The sequence below is a fragment of the Rhizobacter sp. P5_C2 genome, from assembly GCF_054049715.1.
Genome location: NZ_JBFULV010000028.1, coordinates 30,939 through 46,988 on the forward strand (window position 1 = coordinate 30,939; position 16,050 = coordinate 46,988).

Here is a 16,050-nt window from a genome sequence, read left to right on the forward strand (position 1 = left end):
CCACTCAATGGCGCCCTTCCACTTCCCAAGCCGCAGCAATGGATCCCCGCAAACAACTTGGCAAGATAGTCAAACGATTCTTCAAGAAAGACACGCCCAGAGAGAATGAGCCCGACTTGCAGTCCCGGATCGGGCAGCAGCGATCGAGCGCAAAGGGAGTCGGGGTGAATCCTTTCGATCTCCCATGGACTTGGGACGATCGAAAGGTCCTTGCACTGGTCCTGGCGGAAATGACGCCATCTCTTCCGAAAGAATTACGGAACGACATCGTCGGGTTCGCAAGCAAGCCCAAATTCATCCAGGACTTCTGCATTGACATGGAAACGGCGGGAGAGATTGAGCAAATTCTCGATCAAGACCCCGCGTTGAAGTCCGCCATGTGCAAGTTTCCAAGCGCCATCAAGAGATGGTCGGCGAGCGATTTCTCAGCGGCCCCAGAACATTCGAAGCCCTTCACGGACATCGCTGCAGAGATACTGAACAGTCCCGCTATCCCAGCGGTACTCAAGGACTGCGTTGAGACGGAGATCGACGCAATTCTCATGACAACGGACCCGCACAAGCGGTTCGCTGCTGCAAGCCTTTTCTTGAGAAGGCTTGCCGGGTTCGGCATCAAGACGGATTGAGGCCTTGCTCGGGCGGCCTCGAGCGCGTCGTCAGATCAAACGTCGATCACCCGCAGGCCGTCATAGCCGGCGCTCTCGCCGCGCTTCGTGTGCCCGCGCGCGTTGCAGGCGACGCGCGTGACGCCGCCCGCATGCGCCACCTCGTAGTCGTGCCGGCAGTGCACGTGCCCGTGGATCCACAGGTCGGCGTGCGGCAGCAGGTCGTCGTCGGCATTGCAGAAGCTCGCGGTGCCGGCTTGGCTGCCGTAGCGCGGATCGGCGCTGCGCAGGCTGGGGCCGAAATGCGTGATGACGACGGTCGCGTCGGCATCGGTTGGCTCGGCGAGCGCCGCGGCCAGCCAGGCGCGGCAGGCGAGCGCTTCCTCGCGGACTTGTGGCGCGGCGAAGACCTCGCCGTTCAGCGTCGAGCGCTGCACCTTCATGAAGTACGAGCCGGCGCGCATCGATTTCTCGCGCTGCGCTGCGCCGAACAGGTCGAAATCGCACCAGCGCACCGTGCCGACGAAGCGGATGCGCCGGCCGTCGGCGCCGGTGCGCACGCAGGTCTCGCGCTCCAGCATCGTGAAGCCGAGCGCTTCGCAGCGCGCGCGCAGCGCCGGCCAGGTGTCGTTCAGCTCGCGGCCGTCGAACTCATGGTTGCCGGCGACGAAGACGATCGGCACCGGCCAGCCGCGGAACGCGTCGAGCGCCTTCCAGGTGCTGTCGATGTCGCCGGCGAGCACCAGCAATTCGGCGCCGGGCGCCGGCTCGGGCGTGAAGGTCTCGGTTTCCTGGTGCAGGTCGGACAGAAGCTGGAACTTCACCGGCTCTGGCTCAAGTGGCTCCGTGGCATTGCTTGAACTTCTTCCCGCTGCCGCAGGGGCACGGGTCGTTGCGGCCGACCTTGGGCGTCTCGCGCTTGACCGTGTCGACCTTGTAGCGCGCGTCGCGCGTCAGGTCCGACAGCTCGGCGACGGTCGTGACCATCTCCTCGATCGCGTCGTCCAGCGTCGACAGCGGGTACTCGCGGTCGAGCGTCGCGACGACCTCGCGCTCTTCGTCGGTCTCGGCCGGCAGGTGGCGGTACAGCCGCGCCAGCGCGGTCATCACCTCGTCCTGCGGCAGCTCCATCAGATCAGGGAAGCAGATGGCAGCATGCTGGAAGCCGGCGACCCACGGCATCAGCGGATGCGACACCTCGGCCAGCCCTTCCATCGGGTCGACCTCGCCTTCGGCCAGCGGGGCCGGCGGGTGCTCGTCGTCGAACTCCAGCACCAGCGGGTTGAACCAGCCGTCCTCGACGATCGCGCGGTTCAGCGCGGCATAGCGGCGCAGCACCAGCGCGCTGGTGCGCTCCAGCCAGGCGGCGTCGACGTCGTCGGGCAGCGGCTGGCCGTCGAAGTCGAACACATGCGGCAGCCAGGTCGCCGGCTCCAGCAGCACCGGCTGCACCAGCACGCCGCACAGGAAGCCGTCGAGCATCACCGCGTCGACCGGCTGCAAGGGCTCGGGCGTGGCCGCCAGCAGGTCGTCGAGTTCGGCGAACTCGGCATCGGTCAGGTCGTGGGCGGGCGGCAGCGAAGCGGGCAGGGCGGTGGGAGCGGGCATGGCGGGTCTCTTGAACAAACGATCGAGTCGGGATTGTCGTCCGGATCAGCGCCCGATCAGGAGGCGCCCGCCGAGAAACTGCCGATCAGCCGGTAGCGCGCGCCCGGGTGCACCAGCCGCGCCACCGATGCGACGACGCCCTGCGACAGCGTGCGGCGCGACACCTGCAGCAGCGCGCTGCCCGGCGCCACGTCGAGCAGCCGCGCCTGCTCGTCGGTCGCGAGCACCGCCTCGACCACCTGCTCGGCTTCGGTCAGCGGCGCATGCTCGAACAGCACGTGCGACGGCGTGACCTGCGTGAAGTCCTGTGCCAACAGGTCGGGCGCGAGGGCGGGGTTCACATGCCGGTCTTCGTATTGGATCGGCACGCCGTTCTCCAGGTGCACCAGCCGGCAGCGGATCACCGCGGCACCCTTGCGCAGCCGCATCGCGGTGGCGATCTCGGCGCTCGCCTTCACGCGCTCGACGCCGCACACCCGCGTGGTGTGGCGGTGGCCGCGCTCAACGATCTCGTCGTGGATGTCGCGCACCTGCAGCAGGTTGGAGATCGGGTGCAGCTCGGCCACGTACGAGCCCGAGCCCTGGCGGCGTTCGATCAACCCTTCGTCCTCGAGTTCGCGCAGCGCGCGGTGCACCGTCATGCGGGCGCAGCCGAACTCCTGCACCAGCTCGCGCTCCGAGGGCAGCTTCACGCCCGGTTGCCAGCCGCCCTCGGCGATGCGGTGTCGGATCGAATGCTTGACTGCTTCGTAGGGCAGCGTCTTGTCGCCGGATTTCATGGGGCCGATCTTACCCCTGTGCTAAAGTTGTCTAGACCACTTTGCGGCGCGTTGCCGCGGCCTGCGAGGACCCCCATGACGACGCCTGCGCACCTGATCACCCCCGGCCAGCTCGACAAGGCGATGCTGCTCGATGCGTCCGCCGGCAGGGCCCGCTTCACGATCGCGCCGTCGGCCCGGGCCGGCATCGAGGCGAGCGTGCAGGCGGTGGCCACGCTGATGTCGCGCCACGAGCCGGTCTACGGCATCAACACCGGCTTCGGCAAGCTCGCGCAGACGCGCATCCCCGATGACCAGCTGGCCCAGCTGCAGAAGAACCTGGTGCTGTCGCACAGCGCCGGCATCGGCCAGCCGATGGCGCCACCGGTGGTGCGGCTGATGCTGCTGCTGAAGGCAGCCAGCCTCGCGCATGGCGTGTCGGGCGTGCGGCCGCAGGTGATCGATGCGCTGCTCGCGCTGCTGGCGGCCGACGTGCTGCCGGTGGTGCCCGAGAAGGGCTCGGTCGGCGCGTCGGGCGACCTGGCGCCGTTGGCCCACCTGAGCGGCGTGCTGATCGGCGTCGGCGAGGCCTTCGTTGACGGCAAGCGCGTGCCGGCCTTGCAGGCGCTCGCACACGCCGGCATCGAGCCGCTGGTGCTCGGCCCGAAGGAGGGCCTGGCGCTGCTGAACGGCACGCAGGCCTCGACCGCGCTCGCGCTGGTCGCGGTGCAGCGGCTCGAGCGCATCTTCGACGCGGCGATCGGCATCGGCGCGATGACGGTCGATGCGGCCAAGGGTGCCGACACGCCGTTCGACGACCGCATCCACAAGGTGCGCGGCCAGCCGGGCCAGCGCAAGGTGGCGGCGAGTTTCCGCAGCTGGCTGGCCGGCAGCGCGCTGCGCCAGTCGCACCTCGATTGCGACAAGGTGCAGGACCCGTACTGCCTGCGCTGCCAGCCGCAGGTGATGGGCGCCTGCCTCGACCAGATGCAGCATGCGTGGAACGTGCTGCTGACCGAGGCGAACGGCGTTTCCGACAACCCGCTGGTGTTCGCCGACACGCTGGAAGCACTGTCCGGCGGCAACTTCCATGCGGAGCCGGTGGCCTTCGCGGCCGACAACCTGGCGCTGGCGATCGCCGAGATCGGCGCGTTGTCGGAACGGCGCACCGCGATGCTGATGGACCCGGGCATCTCGGGGCTGCCGGCCTTCCTGGTGGAGAACGGCGGGCTCAACTCCGGCTTCATGATCGCGCAGGTGACGGCGGCGGCGCTCGCCTCCGAGAACAAGTCGCTCGCGCATCCGGCCAGCGTCGATTCGCTGCCGACGTCGGCGAACCAGGAAGACCACGTGTCGATGGCGACCTACGCCGCGCGCCGCCTGCACCAGATGCTGGACAACACGGCCGGCATCGTCGCGATCGAGTGGCTGGCCTCGGCCCAGGCACTCGATTTCCACCGGCCGCTGCGCTCGTCGCCGGCGCTGGAGTGCCTGCATGCGCGGCTGCGCGAGCGGGTGCCGTTCCTGAAGGAGGACCGGCTGATGGCGCCGGACATCGAGGCGGCGATCGACATGCTGGAGCATGCCGGGTCGATAAAGGGCTAAAAATAGTCTGCTATCGAGCTTTTCTGTGCTTATGGATCTAAAGTTGGTCTGATGGGCCATCGACTCCGGCGTCACCACTGTGATAGCCTAATGTTAGGCTGTTGTCGGTTCAATGGGCCGTTAGCAGGCTACCTTTAGACTCTTATCGCAAGAGATCACCATGAGCCTGGATCACCTGACCAACGAGGAAGTCGCGCTGCAGCTTGCGCAGCAGCTCCGCGCGTGGCGCCTCGATCCCGATGCCGCCGGCATGACGCTCGACGAACTGTCGCAACGCAGCGGCATGGGGCTGACGCCGCTGAAGCGATTCGAGAAGACCGGTGGCATCACCTTGCGCAACCTGATCGCGCTGATGCGAGCGATGGGACTCCTCGACCGGTTGGGAGAGCTGGTTCCCACCCCCGAAGGGCCGGGCCCGCTGGACCTGCTCGAAGCCGAACAGGCCAAGCCGGTCCGCCAGCGCGCGCCGCGGCGCGCCAGCGCCAGCCTCGGGGTGAAGCATGGCCAGTGACCTCCATGTCGTCGAGGTCCGGCTGTGGGGGCAACAGGTCGGCGCGGTGGCGGCGCTGCGCGGCAAGCCCGGCTTCTTCGAATTCCAGTACAGCGCGGATTTCGCCCGTTCAGGCCTCGAGCTGTCGCCGCTGCAGATGCCGCTCAGTCCACGCCGGCGCTACAGCTTTCCCGGGCTCCCGCAGGACACCTACTTCGGGTTGCCCGGGCTGCTGGCCGACGCGCTGCCGGACCGCTTCGGCAACGCGCTCATCAACGAATACCTGACGCGGCGCGGCATCGCGCCCTCAGGCATCACGAGCTTGCAGCGCCTCGTGTACGTGGGTCGCCGTGCGATGGGCGCGCTGGAGTTCGAGCCGGCCGTGCGTGACCGCGACTCGGCGCAGGCCGCGGCCCCGTTGCAGATGGCGAGCCTCGTCGAGGACGCGCGGCGGGCCTTGCGTGGTGAGTTCTCCGAGGTCGCGCAAGACATCATCGACGTCGGCAGCTCCGCGGGCGGTGCCCGCGCCAAGGCCGTGATCGGCTGGAATGCCGAGAGCAACAGCATCGTGTCGGGGCAGTTCGAGCTGCCGGCCGGGTATGAGCACTGGCTGCTGAAGTTCGACGGGGTCGGCGACGACGGCCAGCTCGGCGCCGCGGCGGGCTTCGGGCGCATCGAATACGCCCACTACCTGATGGCCATCGCGTGCGGCATCGAGATGAGCGAATGCCGTCTGCTGGAAGAAGGTGGGCGGGCGCACTTCATGACCCGCCGCTTCGACCGCGTGGGCAACCGCAAGCTGCATGTGCATTCGCTGTGCGGCCTGCAGCACCTGGACTTCAACACGCCCTACGTGCACGGCTACGAGCAGTTCTTCCGCACGATCCTGTCGATGAACCTCGGCGCCGCGGCGATGGAGCAGGCGTGGCTGCGATGCGTCTTCAATGTGATGGCGAGGAACTGCGACGACCACACGAAGAACCTCGCGTTCCTGATGGACGAGTCCGGCACATGGTCGCTGGCACCCGCCTACGACCTCTGCTTCGCGCACAACCCGGCACCGGGCAAATGGACGCGCCAGCACCAGATGCTGGTCGCGGGCAAGGGCGAAGGCATCACGCGTGCAGACCTCGTGCAGGTGGGCGACCAGTTCGGGATCCGGCAGCCCGCTCACCACATCGACCGGCTGGCGGATGTCTTCGCGCGCTGGCCGGCCTGCGCGCAGCAAGCCGGCGTGCCGCTGACCGAAGCGACACGCATCGCCGGCCTGCAGCAGCGCCTCACGCCCGGCCCGTGACCTCGGCCATCCCGGCCGCCTTGATGCTCTCGGCCCGGATGTCCTCGGTCAGCCGCGCCTTCAACTCCGAGAACCGCGGCGTCGTCTTCACCGTGTAGTGGCGCGGGTAGGGCAAATCGATCGCCAGCTCGGTCTTGATGCGGCCCGGCCGCGCGCTGAACACCGCGCAGCGGTTGCCCATGAAGATCGCCTCGTCGATGTCGTGCGTGACGAACAGCACCGTCTTGCGGTGCAGCTCCCAGATCGACAGCAGCAGCTCCTGCATCAGCGCGCGCGTCTGGTGGTCGAGCGCGCCGAATGGTTCGTCGAGCAGCAGGATCTTCGGGTCGTTCGCCAGCGCCCGCGCCAGCGCGACGCGCTGCTGCATGCCGCCCGACAGCTGCTTCGGGTAGTGCGACTCGAAGCCCGCCAGCCCGACTTCCGAAATGAAGCGCTGCGCGATCTCGCGCTGCTGCGCCTCGGGCAAGCCCTTCTCGCGCAGCCCGAAGCAGATGTTCTGCCGCACCGTCAGCCACGGGAACAGCGTGTAGCTCTGGAACACCATGCCGCGGTCGGCGCCCGGGCCGCGCACCGACTCGCCGTCGAGCAGCACTTGGCCGGTGCTCGGCTCGTCCAGCCCGGCCACGCTGCGCAGCAGCGTCGACTTGCCGCAGCCCGACGGGCCCAGCACGGTGATGAAGTCGTTGTCGGCGACCTCCAGGTCGGTCGGTTGCAGCGCGAGCGTCGGGGGGCTGCCATGCACGCCGGCGAAGCTGCGGCCCACGCCAAGGATCGACAGCCGGCTCACAGCGCAGCCCACCGGAAGAGGCGGCGGTTCAGGCGCTTGAACCCGAGGTCGGACACCAGCCCGATCACGCCGATCGTGATGATGCCGAAGATGATCTGGTCGGTCGCCAGCAGCGCCTGGCTGTCGGTGATCATGTGGCCGATGCCGCTCGACGCACCGATCAGCTCGGCGACGATCACGTAGGTCCAGGCCCAGCCGAGCACCAGGCGCAGCGTCTCGGCCACCTGCGGCGCGGCGGCCGGGATCAGCACGCGGCGCACGATGCCCCAGTCGCGCGCGCCCAGCGTGTAGGCGGCCTCCACCAGGTCGCGCCGCGTGTTGCCGACGCTCACCGCGATCATCAGCACCAGCTGGAAGAACGAGCCGAGGAAGATCACCGAGAGCTTCTGTGCCTCGCCGATGCCGGCCCACAGGATCAGCAGCGGGATGAAGGCCGATGCCGGCAGGTAGCGCGCGAACGACACGAAGGGCTCGAAGAACGCCTCGACCGGCTTGTACGCGCCCATCGCGACACCCAGCGGCAATGCGAGCACGGCCGCGATGACGAAGCCGCCGAGCACGCGCCACATCGTCATGCCGATGTCGTGCGCGAAGCCCTGCTGCGCGAGCAGCTCCCAGCCGGAACGCACCATCGTCAGCGGGTCGGCCAGGAAGGTCTTCGAGACGAAGCCGCCCAGCGTGGCGAACGCCCAGCCGGCGACGAACAGCACGAAGAACGCGGCCCCGAGCGCGATGCGCGTCCCGGGTTCGACGGGATGCAGCGGCTTCACTGGATGAAGCTGGTGTCCGACAGCGCCTTCAGGTCGGGGATCTGCTTGATGCTGCCGATCTCCAGCAGCAGCTCGGCCGCTTCCTTGCTGAACGGCTGCAGCACGCTGGTGAAGAAGCGCTGGTTCGCCGCGCGGTCCTGCCAGCGCAGGTAGGCCTGCGATTTCTCGAAGGCCTCGCCGCTCTGCTTCACGTCGGCGCCCATGATCTCGAACGACTTCTTCGGTTCGGCGCGGATCATCTCCAGCGCATCGAAGTAGCTGTCGGCCAGCGCCTTCGCGGCTTTCGGGTTCTCCTTCAGGAACTTCGGCGTGCAGCCGAAGGTGTCCATCACCATCGGGTAGTCGAGCGTGGTCGCGATGATCTTGCCGGCCTCGGGCTTGGCCCGCACCGTCGACAGGTAGGGCTCGTAGGTCATCGCCGCGTCGAGGTCGCCGGCGTTCGCGACGAAGGCATTCGCGGCGGCCTGCGGTTCGAGCGTGACGACCTTCACGTCCTTCACCGACAGGCCGTTCTTCTTCAGCATCCACGCGAGGCCGAAGTACGGCGCGGTGCCCGGTGCCGACGCGGCGACCGTCTTGCCCTTCAGGTCGGAGATCTTGGCGATGCTGTTGCGCACCACCATGCCGTCGGCGCCGAAGCTCTTGTCGAGCTGGAAGATCTGCGTCGTGGCGACGCCGTTGGCATTCCACACCACCCAGGTCTCGACCGTGGTGGCCGCGCACTGCACGTCGCCCGATGCAATGGCGAGGTGGCGGTCTTTCTGCGGGATCTTCTTGATCGACACGTCCAGGCCGTGCTTCTTGTAGATGCCGGCCTCCTTCGCAAGCGTCAGCGGCGCGAAGCCGGTCCAGCCGGAGATCGCGATCGCGACGGGAGTCTCCTGCGCCACGGCGGGCAACACCAACACAGCGACCATCAGACCGACCAGGGCACGCACTGAATTCATCACAACTCCTGCGGGAAGGGGGAAGGTGCCGGGCATGATGCAAGCCCTGTGCCGGGCAGTCTACACTTGGCGCCTCGGTTGTCTAGGCCACTTTCACGCATGGATGCAAGCACGCACGCACTGACGCGGGGCCGCCTCCCGCTGCTCGTCTCGTTCCCGCACGCGGGCACCGGCATCCCGCCGGACATCGAGGCCCGCATGACCCCCGACGCGCTGCTGCGCGCCGACACCGACTGGCACCTGCCGCAGCTCTACGACTTCGTCGCGCAGATGGGCGCGAGCACGCTGGTGCCGCAGATGTCGCGCTACGTGATCGACCTGAACCGGCCGCCTGAAGACACCAACCTCTACCCCGGCCAGGACACGACCGGCCTGGTGCCGCAGGACACCTTCCGCAAGCAGCCGCTGTACCTCGCGGGGCAGGCGCCCGATGCCGCCGAGGTCGAGGCGCGCCGCGAGCGCTTCTGGCGCCCGTACCACGTGGCCTTGCGCGGCGAATTGGAGCGCTTGCGCGACCTGCACGGCGTGGCCGTGCTGTGGGACGCGCACTCGATCGCTAGCGTGCTGCCGCGCTTCTTCGACGGCAAGCTGCCCGACCTGAACCTCGGCACCGACCAGGGGCGTGCCTGCGCGCCGCGCGTGCAGGCGGCGGTCGAAGCGGTGCTCGGCAGCCAGCGCGACTACACCCAGGTCAGCAACGGCCGCTTCAAGGGCGGCTACATCACGCGCCACTACGGCGAGCCGGCGCGCGGCGTGCATGCGCTGCAGATGGAGATGTGCCACGGCACCTACATGGACGAGCCGGCGCCGTTCGGCTTCCGGCCCGACCTCGCGGCCCGCGTGCGGCCGCTGCTACAGCGGATGCTGCAGGCGGCGCTCGATGCCGCGGTGGAAGCACGCGCGTAGCGGGCTCGCACCGATCGCATAGCTCAACGCGGCCGGGTGGTCGACGTCCCACAGGCACAGGTCGGCCTGCTTGCCGACCTCGATGCAGCCGTGCGTCGATGCGAGGCCCAGCGCCTGCGCCGCGTGGCGCGTGACGCCGAGCAGCGCCTCGGCCGGCGTCATGCGGAACAGCGTGCAGGCCATGTTCATCATCAGCGGCAGGTGCGTGCCGGGGCTGGTGCCCGGGTTGCAGTCGGTCGCGACGGCCATCGGCACGCGGTGCCGGCGGAACAGCGCGATCGGCGGCGCCACCGTGTCGCGCAGGAAGTAGTACGCGCCCGGCAGCATCACCGCCACGGTGCCGGCGCGCGCCATCGCGATGACGCCCGCCTCGTCGACATGCTCCAGGTGATCGGCCGACAGCGCGCCGAAATCGGCCGCCAGCGTGGCGCCGTGCTGGTTCGACAGCTGCTCGGCATGCAGCTTGACCGGCAGGCGATGGCGCTGCGCCGCCTCGAACACGCGCTGCGTCTGGGCGGGTGTGAAGCCGATCGTTTCGCAGAACGCATCGACCGCATCGGCCAGGCCGTCGCGCGCGATCGCGGGCAGCAGGTGCCCGACGATCTCGTCGATCCAGGCGTCGGCGCGGCCCTCGAACTCCGGCGGCACGGCATGGGCGGCCAGCAAGGTGGTGCGCACGTCGATCGGGAAGCGCTCGCCGAGCCGGCGCGCCACCTGCAGGCACTTGCGCTCGGCATCGAGCGACAGGCCGTAGCCGGACTTGATCTCGACGGTGGTGACGCCGTGGCGCATCAGCTCGCGCAGCCGGCGGGCCGAGGCGTCGAACAGCGCCTCGGGCGTCGCGTCGCGCGTCTGCCGCACGGTCGAGCGGATGCCGCCACCGGCGCGCGCGATCTCTTCGTAGCTCGCGCCTTGCAGGCGCAGCTCGAACTCGCGCGCGCGGTCGCCGGCGTAGACCAGGTGCGTGTGGCAGTCGATCAGGCCAGGGGTCAGCAGCGCGCCGCCGGCGTCGTGCTCGGCGCGCGGCTGCAGGCCGGCCGGCAGCGCGGACATCGGCCCGACGCGCTCGATGCGGCCGTTCGCGATCGCGACGAAGCCGGGCGCCGATGGCGTGCAGGCGTCGTCCCGCCCGTCGACGATGCGCGCGTTGGTCAGCAGCAGGTCGGTCATCGGTGCTCCAGCAGGTGGGTGCGCGCGGCGATGAAGGCCGGCGCGGCGCGCTCGGCGGCCGCGTGCACGCCGTCGCGCACGCGGCGCTGACCGGCCACCCACACGTCGCGCACCGTGCGGGCGCCATGCGTCGCGAACACATGGCCGGCGAGGCGTTGCGATGGGCTGAGGCCCACGTCGTCGAACGAGGCCAGGCGCACCAGATCGGCCTGCTGGCCGACGCGCAGCCCGGCGATCGAGCGTCCGCTCGCGCGCGCGCCGCCAGCCACCGCCGACAGCCACATCGCATCGGCCACCTGCGGGTGCGCGGCGCTCGCGAGCACGTTGCGGCGCTGCTTCGTCAGCCGCTGGCCGTATTCGAGCAGCCGCAGTTCCTCGGCCGCATTGACGCACGCGTGGCTGTCGGAGCCGATGCCCCAGTGGCCGCCGTCGGCGACGAAGGCCTCGGCATCGAACACGCCGTCGCCGAGGTTGGCCTCCGTGCTCGGGCACAGGCCGGCGACCGCGCCGCTGCGGGCGAGCGCGCGCCGCTCGGACGCATCGAGGTGCGTCGCATGCACCAGGCACCAGCGTGCGTCGACCGCGGCGTTTTCCAGCAGCCATTGCACCGGCCGCTGGCCGCTCCACGCGAGGCAATCGTCGACCTCGCGCTGCTGCTCGGCGACGTGGATGTGCACCGGCGCGCTGGCGTCGGCGCCATGCAGCCCGCCGAGCAGGTCGCGCAGCGCCTCGGGCGGCACCGCGCGCAGCGAATGCGGCGCCGCGCCGACGCGCACGCCGTCGTGGCGCAGCCGGCCGATCAGCGACAGCAGGCCGTCGACGCTGTTCAGGAAGCGGCGTTGCTCGGCCAGCGCCGGCTTGCCGCCGAAGCCGCTCGCCTGGTACAGCACCGGCAGCATCGTCAGGCCGATGCCGGCCTCGCGTGCGGCAGCGACCAGCCGCAGCGACATCTCGGCCGCATCGGCATGCACGCGCCCGTCGGGCTGGTGGTGCACGTAGTGGAACTCGCAGACTGCGGTGTAGCCGGCCTGCAGCATCTCGATGTAGAGCTGCGTCGCGATGGCCTGCAGCGCATCGGGGGTCAGCGCCTGGGCGAAGTCGTACATCAGCGCGCGCCAGCTCCAGAAGCTGTCCTGCTCGGCGCTGCGGTGTTCGGTCAGCCCAGCGAAGGCGCGCTGAAAGGCGTGTGAATGCAGGTTCGGCAGTCCGGGCAGCAACACGCCGTCGACGCGCTCGGTGCCAGTCGGCGCCGGCAGGCCGGCCTCGACGCAGGTGAGCGTGCCGGCGTCGTCCCACTGCAGCAGCACGTCGTCGGCCCAGCCTTGCGGCAGCAGCGCGTGGCGGGCGAACAGCGATCCGGTCGGGGTCGTGGCAGCGCTCATGCGGCGGGCTCCAACTGCACGAGCAGCGCACGCGGCGCGTCGCCGGTGCATTCGAGTTGCAGTGCCGGCATGCCGTCGCGCCACAGCCAGGCCTGCAGCGGGCCGAGTCCACGCGCGCCGTCGGACCAGCGACCGAGGCTCGCGAGCAGCAGCCCCGCTGCCGCCGGTTCGGTGCGCGTGGCGCCGTGCAGCGCGCGCACGTCGGCGCGCCAGCGGTTGCGGCGCACCATCACGTTGAAGTCGCGGCACGGTCCGTCGAACAGCGTGGCGCTCAGCGCGTCATCGCCGGAGAAATGGAAGGGCCGGTGCGCGCGGTCAAGCCGCTCGTCGAGCCGGCCGTCGGCCGAGTGCAGCCGCATCCCGGCACCGCGCAGCAGCACGATGCAACGGTCGATGCCGGGGAAGGCCGAGAACGGCGCATCGCGCTCGACCTCGGCGACGCTGAGGCGCCAATCGAAATCGGTCGCGGCCTCGCGGGGATGCACCGCGAGTTCGCGCGTCACCCCGGCGCCGTTGCGCCAGGCGACGGCCGGCAGCGACTGCAGGTCCAGCGTCTCGCTGCGCCCGCCCATCAGGGGCCGCCCCATCAGCACCCGACCATCGGCAGCTTCAGGTGCTGGGCCTGCGCCGTCTGCACCGCGAGCTCGTAGCCAGCATCGGCATGGCGCATCACGCCCGAGCCGGCGTCGTTGACCAGCACGCGCGCCAGCCGCTTCGCGGCCGCGTCGGTGCCATCGGCGACGATCACCATGCCGGCGTGCTGCGAATAGCCCATGCCGACGCCGCCGCCGTGGTGCAGCGAGACCCAGGTCGCGCCGCCCGACGCATTCAGCAGCGCGTTCAGCAGCGGCCAGTCGGACACCGCATCGGTGCCATCCTTCATGCCCTCGGTCTCGCGGTTCGGGCTCGCGACCGAACCGGTGTCGAGGTGGTCGCGGCCGATCACGATCGGCGCCTTCAGCTCGCCGCTGCGCACCATCTCGTTGAACGCCAGGCCGGCAACGTGCCGCTCGCCCAGGCCCAGCCAGCAGATGCGCGCCGGCAGGCCCTGGAACGCGATGCGCTCGGCGGCCATGTCGAGCCAGCGGTGCACGTGGGCGTTGTGCGGGAACAGTTGCTTGATCTTCGCGTCGGTCTTGCGGATGTCGTCCGGGTCGCCCGACAGCGCGACCCAGCGGAACGGGCCCTTGCCTTCGCAGAACAGCGGGCGGATGTAGGCGGGCACGAAGCCGGGGAAGTCGAACGCGTTCTTGACGCCCTGGTCGAACGCGACCTGGCGGATGTTGTTGCCGTAGTCGACGGTGGCCACGCCCATCGCATGGAAGTCGAGCATCGCCTGCACGTGAACCGCGCACGACTCGGCGGCCGCCTGCTTCAGGCGATCGTGCTGGTGCGGGTCGCGCTGCGCATCGCGCCATTGCGCCACGCTCCAGCCGGTCGGCAGGTAGCCGTTGATCAGGTCGTGCGCCGAGGTCTGGTCGGTGACGATGTCGGGGCGGATGCCGCCGGCCTTTGCGCGCCGCACCAGCTCGGGCAGCAGCTCGGCGGCATTGCCGAGCAGGCCGATCGACACCGCCTCGCGCTGCGCGGTGTGGTGCTGGATCAGCGCGAGCGCGTCGTCCAGGTCCTTGGCCTGCTTGTCGAGGTAGCGGGTGCGCAGGCGGAAGTCGATGCTGCTCTGCTGGCATTCGATGTTCAGCGACACCGCACCGGCGAAGCTCGCGGCCAGCGGCTGCGCGCCGCCCATGCCGCCGAGGCCGGCCGTCAGCACCCAGCGCCCGGCCAGCGTGCCGCCGAAGTGCTGGCGGCCGGCTTCGGCGAAGGTTTCGTAGGTGCCCTGCACGATGCCCTGCGTGCCGATGTAGATCCACGAGCCAGCGGTCATCTGGCCGTACATGAAGAGGCCCTGGCGATCGAGCTCGTTGAAGTGCTCCCAGGTGGCCCACTTCGGCACCAGGTTGGAATTGGCCAGCAGCACCCGCGGCGCATCCGGATGCGTCTTGAACACGCCGACCGGCTTGCCGGACTGGATCAGCAGCGATTCGTCGTCTTCCAGCTCGCGCAGCGACGCGAGGATCTGGTCGAAGCAGGCCCAGTCGCGCGCCGCCCGGCCGATGCCGCCGTAGACCACCAGCTCCTCGGGGCGCTCGGCCACTTCCGGGTCGAGGTTGTTCTGGATCATCCGGAAGGCCGCTTCGGTGAGCCACGACTTGCAGCTCAGCGTGCTGCCGCGCGGGGCCCGCACGACGCGGCCGGGGGCCGAGCGCGCGGCCTGTGCCGCGGCGTGGGCCACGGTCTTCATGTCGGTGGTGGAGTTCATCGGCGGCCTTCGTGGGGGTTCCTGGAAGTGGTCTAGACCACTTTGCGCAGGATGCCGGGACTTGCCCTGCTCGTCAAGCCCGTGGCTCAGTCGATGGCGGACTGCGCCGCATCGACGAGCCGCGCCCGCAGCCACTGGTGCGCGCTGGCCCGGTCGTGCCGCATGTGCCACAGCGCCTCGACGTGGATGCCGGCGAGCGGCAGCGGGATCGGGCGCTGCACCAGCTTGTCCTGGTAGCCGGTGGCCGCGATGAAGGTGCGTGGCAGCACGGTCAGCAGGTCGCTGCTCGCGACGACCCGCCCGGCGGTGAAGAACTGGTTGACCGTCAGCACGATGCGCCGCGTGCGGTGCAGCTGCGTCAGCGCCTGGTCGACCAGCCCGTGCGGCCGGCCGGAGAAGCTGACCAGCAGGTGGTGCGCCTCGCAGAAGCGGTCCAGCGTCAGCTCGCCGTCGGCCAGCGGGTTGCCGCGCCGCATCACGCAGACGTATTCGCTGTCGTACAGGCGCTCGTGGTGGATCGGGCTCACGCTGCCTTGCGCGACCAGGTTGGCCACCGCATCGGGGAAGTAGCCGACCGCGAAATCGACCTCGCCGCGTTCCAGCAGCGGCCGCGGGTCGCGGGTGGTCAGCGGGATCACCCGCAGGTTCGCGAGCGCCTGGCCCTGTTCGATCTGCTGAACCAGCGAGGGCATCAGCATCGCCGCGGTCGCGTCGGCCATCGCGAGTCGGAAGTTCGCCACATCCTTCTGGGGGTCGTAGTCGCCCGGCGCGAAAGCCTGGCGCAACGCGGCCAGTGCAGCCTGCACCTCCGGCCACAGCTGCTCGGCACGCGGCGTGGGCTTTACCCCGAACGATGTGCGAGTGAGCAGTTCCTCACCGACGGAGTCTTTCAGGCGCTTGAGCGCGTTGCTGACCGCCGGCTGCGTCAGCGCCAGCCGCTCGGCCGCACGGGTCAGGTTGCCTTCCGCCATCACGGCGTCAAACACGCGCAGCAGGTTCAAGTCAAGTGTGCGGAAATTCATGTTTCGTACTCCTCGATACCGGGATATCACTGGCGTGTATATCACTGATTCACAGCTTTCAGTAGCCAACCCCTGGGGTAAACCCTAGGATTGCGGCATGCGAGGTCGAAAACGATTTCGCGAGTCTTGAAAGGACCCTTCCATGAACCCCGTGATCAGCCTGAATCTCCCGCAAGTGCCCGCCGGCGCCGTCGCGTCCGGTTCGGCATCGCAAGACGTGTGGGGCCGCATCGGCCGCCGTGTCTGGGCCGCATTGGAAGGCGCCGGCCAGACCCGCGCCCGTCCCGAACTGCTGGCGCTGGCCAGCCGCTACGAAGCGTCGCAGCCCGAACTTGCAGCCCAGCTGCGTTCCATGGCTTCCGTTCGCCAGCGCTGACCGACCT

17 protein-coding genes are annotated in these 16,050 nt (G+C 69.4%); 6 read left to right on the forward strand and 11 right to left on the reverse strand.

The features are described 5' to 3' along the window. Window positions 1–38: 38 nt before the first annotated feature. On the forward strand, window positions 39–626 hold the full coding sequence (locus ACXJLU_RS12730; protein ID WP_457331379.1) for a hypothetical protein: 588 nt from the start codon (window positions 39–41) through the stop codon (window positions 624–626). A gap of 35 nt (window positions 627–661) precedes the next feature. Here the strand turns inward: ACXJLU_RS12730 and ACXJLU_RS12735 are convergent, their stop codons facing one another. From ACXJLU_RS12735 to hutC, 3 genes are read right to left on the reverse strand one after another with little or no spacing between them, the layout of a single operon-like run. Then, a complete protein-coding gene (locus ACXJLU_RS12735) occupies window positions 662–1,429 on the reverse strand; it encodes a metallophosphoesterase (RefSeq protein WP_457331381.1) in 768 nt (255 codons plus the stop codon). Window positions 1,430–1,439: 10 nt separating this feature from the next. Beyond that, window positions 1,440–2,213, reverse strand: coding sequence for a UPF0149 family protein (locus tag ACXJLU_RS12740; RefSeq protein ID WP_457331383.1), 774 nt, complete (start codon window positions 2,211–2,213; stop codon window positions 1,440–1,442). A gap of 56 nt (window positions 2,214–2,269) precedes the next feature. After that, window positions 2,270–2,992: a histidine utilization transcriptional repressor HutC gene (gene hutC, locus ACXJLU_RS12745; RefSeq protein WP_457331385.1), complete on the reverse strand. Its 723-nt coding sequence runs from the start codon at window positions 2,990–2,992 to the stop codon at window positions 2,270–2,272. A gap of 75 nt (window positions 2,993–3,067) precedes the next feature. Here hutC and hutH point away from each other — a divergent pair, with 75 nt between their 5' ends. The 3 genes from hutH (at window position 3,068) to ACXJLU_RS12760 (ending at window position 6,363) form a co-directional block, all read left to right on the forward strand. Beyond that, window positions 3,068–4,576 carry a histidine ammonia-lyase gene (hutH, locus tag ACXJLU_RS12750; protein WP_457331387.1) on the forward strand — a complete coding sequence of 503 codons (1,509 nt, stop codon included), beginning with the start codon at window positions 3,068–3,070 and terminating at the stop codon, window positions 4,574–4,576. A 160-nt stretch (window positions 4,577–4,736) separates the two neighbouring features. Next, complete coding sequence (locus ACXJLU_RS12755; RefSeq protein WP_457331389.1) at window positions 4,737–5,087, forward strand: hypothetical protein; 351 nt, start codon at window positions 4,737–4,739, stop codon at window positions 5,085–5,087. Beyond that, on the forward strand, window positions 5,077–6,363 hold the full coding sequence (locus ACXJLU_RS12760; protein WP_457331391.1) for a type II toxin-antitoxin system HipA family toxin: 1,287 nt from the start codon (window positions 5,077–5,079) through the stop codon (window positions 6,361–6,363). Before ACXJLU_RS12755 ends, ACXJLU_RS12760 begins: the two co-directional genes overlap by 11 nt. Here the strand turns inward: ACXJLU_RS12760 and ACXJLU_RS12765 are convergent. The 3 genes from ACXJLU_RS12765 to ACXJLU_RS12775 are packed head-to-tail and all read right to left on the reverse strand — an operon-like array spanning window position 6,347 to window position 8,867. After that, a complete protein-coding gene (locus tag ACXJLU_RS12765) occupies window positions 6,347–7,150 on the reverse strand; it encodes an ABC transporter ATP-binding protein (protein ID WP_457331442.1) in 804 nt (267 codons plus the stop codon). The genes ACXJLU_RS12760 and ACXJLU_RS12765 overlap by 17 nt on opposite strands. Next, on the reverse strand, window positions 7,147–7,920 hold the full coding sequence (locus tag ACXJLU_RS12770) for an ABC transporter permease (protein WP_457331393.1): 774 nt from the start codon (window positions 7,918–7,920) through the stop codon (window positions 7,147–7,149). Before ACXJLU_RS12770 ends, ACXJLU_RS12765 begins: the two co-directional genes overlap by 4 nt. Continuing rightward, on the reverse strand, window positions 7,917–8,867 hold the full coding sequence (locus ACXJLU_RS12775) for an ABC transporter substrate-binding protein (RefSeq protein WP_457331395.1): 951 nt from the start codon (window positions 8,865–8,867) through the stop codon (window positions 7,917–7,919). The genes ACXJLU_RS12770 and ACXJLU_RS12775 overlap by 4 nt, the downstream gene beginning before the upstream one ends. Before the next feature lie 99 nt (window positions 8,868–8,966). Here ACXJLU_RS12775 and hutG point away from each other — a divergent pair, with 99 nt between their 5' ends. Further along, a complete protein-coding gene (gene hutG / locus ACXJLU_RS12780; RefSeq protein WP_457331397.1) occupies window positions 8,967–9,773 on the forward strand; it encodes an N-formylglutamate deformylase in 807 nt (268 codons plus the stop codon). Here the strand turns inward: hutG and hutI are convergent. From hutI to ACXJLU_RS12805, 5 genes are all read right to left on the reverse strand, one after another. Then, on the reverse strand, window positions 9,720–10,943 hold the full coding sequence (hutI, locus tag ACXJLU_RS12785) for an imidazolonepropionase (RefSeq protein WP_457331399.1): 1,224 nt from the start codon (window positions 10,941–10,943) through the stop codon (window positions 9,720–9,722). The genes hutG and hutI overlap by 54 nt on opposite strands. Beyond that, window positions 10,940–12,325 (reverse strand): formimidoylglutamate deiminase, encoded by a 1,386-nt coding sequence (locus ACXJLU_RS12790; protein WP_457331401.1) that lies wholly within the window; start codon window positions 12,323–12,325, stop codon window positions 10,940–10,942. Before ACXJLU_RS12790 ends, hutI begins: the two co-directional genes overlap by 4 nt. Then, the gene (locus ACXJLU_RS12795) at window positions 12,322–12,912 is read right to left on the reverse strand and encodes a HutD/Ves family protein (protein WP_457331403.1); all 591 of its coding nucleotides are present in this window, start codon (window positions 12,910–12,912) and stop codon (window positions 12,322–12,324) included. Before ACXJLU_RS12795 ends, ACXJLU_RS12790 begins: the two co-directional genes overlap by 4 nt. Continuing rightward, on the reverse strand, window positions 12,912–14,627 hold the full coding sequence (hutU, locus tag ACXJLU_RS12800; RefSeq protein ID WP_457331444.1) for a urocanate hydratase: 1,716 nt from the start codon (window positions 14,625–14,627) through the stop codon (window positions 12,912–12,914). Before hutU ends, ACXJLU_RS12795 begins: the two co-directional genes overlap by 1 nt. A 104-nt stretch (window positions 14,628–14,731) precedes the next feature. Continuing rightward, window positions 14,732–15,667, reverse strand: coding sequence for a LysR family transcriptional regulator (locus tag ACXJLU_RS12805; protein WP_457331405.1), 936 nt, complete (start codon window positions 15,665–15,667; stop codon window positions 14,732–14,734). A gap of 142 nt (window positions 15,668–15,809) precedes the next feature. Here ACXJLU_RS12805 and ACXJLU_RS12810 point away from each other — a divergent pair, with 142 nt between their 5' ends. Beyond that, window positions 15,810–16,043, forward strand: a complete 234-nt coding sequence (locus ACXJLU_RS12810; RefSeq protein ID WP_457331407.1) for a hypothetical protein — start codon at window positions 15,810–15,812, stop codon at window positions 16,041–16,043. The last annotated feature ends 7 nt before the right edge of the window (window positions 16,044–16,050 follow it).